1 protein-coding gene is annotated in these 1,383 nt (G+C 60.3%); it reads right to left on the reverse strand.

Annotation, left to right across the window (positions count from 1 at the left end; genetic code table 11):
- The coding region (locus tag ABWP50_RS13490; RefSeq protein ID WP_353218503.1) for a beta strand repeat-containing protein at positions 1 to 1,383 on the reverse strand (1,383 nt) is incomplete at both ends.

Genomic DNA, 1,383 nt, shown 5'->3' on the forward strand with positions numbered 1-1,383 from the left:
CAGTGGTGTTGCCCTTGATGACGAGGGTGTTGTCGTTGGTGATGAAGTCGGTGCTATTGCTGCCGCTGTCGGTGGAGCCGTTGGCCAAGTCGTGGATGGTGGTGATGCTGACGCTCACGCCTGAGCCGCTGTTGGCATCCGTGGCACCGCTGCCGTTGGTACCGTTGCTGCCGCCGTAGTTGGTGCCGCTGGCGTTGTCGACTACGAGGGCGTGGGTCGTGGCTGTGCTGATGACTTCATTGCCTGCGGTGTTGGTGAGCACGGCGCGCACGGTGTAGCTGCCGTCGGCCAAGCTGGTTGCGATGGTGCTGTTGGTGCCGGTGGCTGGCAAGAAGCTCCATGTGCCGTTGCTTGCAACAGTAGCGTAGCCCTGTGCCACGACAGTACTGCTGCTGTTCAAGACTTGCACCAGCACTTTGTCGGTGCTGCTGTTGTAGCCGTTGGTGGCGCCATTGATGGTGAGGGTGTTGTCTTTGGTGATGAAGTCGGTGACGTCATAACCGGTGTCGTCGCTGATGCTGGCAATGGACACGGTGGCGCTGGTGGGCGCGGCTGTGCTGCTGATGACCAGCGGTTGGTCGGTGCCTGCTTTGACGATATTGCCCGATTTGTCAACGATGGCGTTGCGAATGGTGTAGCTGCCATCGGGCAGGCTGGGGAGCGCGCTAGCTGTCCATGCCCCTGTGTTGTCGGGTGTGACGTATTTTTCTGCGACGACTTTGCCTGTGATGTCGACGATTTGCACGCGCACTTTGTCGCCCGCGCTGCCTGTGCCGGCTGCGTTGGTGAAGTTGGCGGTGGTGCCACTGACGTTCAAGGTGTTGTCAGAGGTGATGAAGTCGCTGCTGCTAAAGCCGGTGTCGTCGGTGATGGCGCTGACGCCCACGGTGACGTTGCTGTTTGCGTTGGCGTCGGTGCCGTTGGTGCCTGAACCGTTGCCAGGGTTGCTGGCGTTGTTGCTGCCACCTTGGTTGGTATCGACGACCAAACTGTGGGTGGCCGCATTGGCTTTGACGGTGCCGCCTGCAAGGTCAACGATGTCAACGTTGATGGTGTAGACGCCATCGGCCAAGGTGTTGGCTTGGTTGTTCATCACCCAGTTGCCTGAGCTGTCTGGGATGACGTATTGGGTAGCCACCACGGTGCTGCCACTGAGGATGGTGACCAAGAGTTGGTCGCCTTTGGTCGCACCCGTGCTGGTGAAGTTAGCCACGGTGCCTTTTACGCTGAGGGTGCTGTCGTTGGTGACGAAGTCGGTGCTGTCTTCACCGCTGTCCACTGAGCCGTTGGCCGTGTCGTGGATGGTGGTGATGGTGGCTGTAGCAGAGGCGTTGGTGTCTGTGCCACCGCCGTTGTTGCCACCGCTGCCGCTGCCTTGGCCGT

The organism is Sandarakinorhabdus sp., assembly GCF_040398645.1.
In the GTDB taxonomy this organism is placed as follows: domain Bacteria; phylum Pseudomonadota; class Alphaproteobacteria; order Sphingomonadales; family Sphingomonadaceae; genus Sandarakinorhabdus.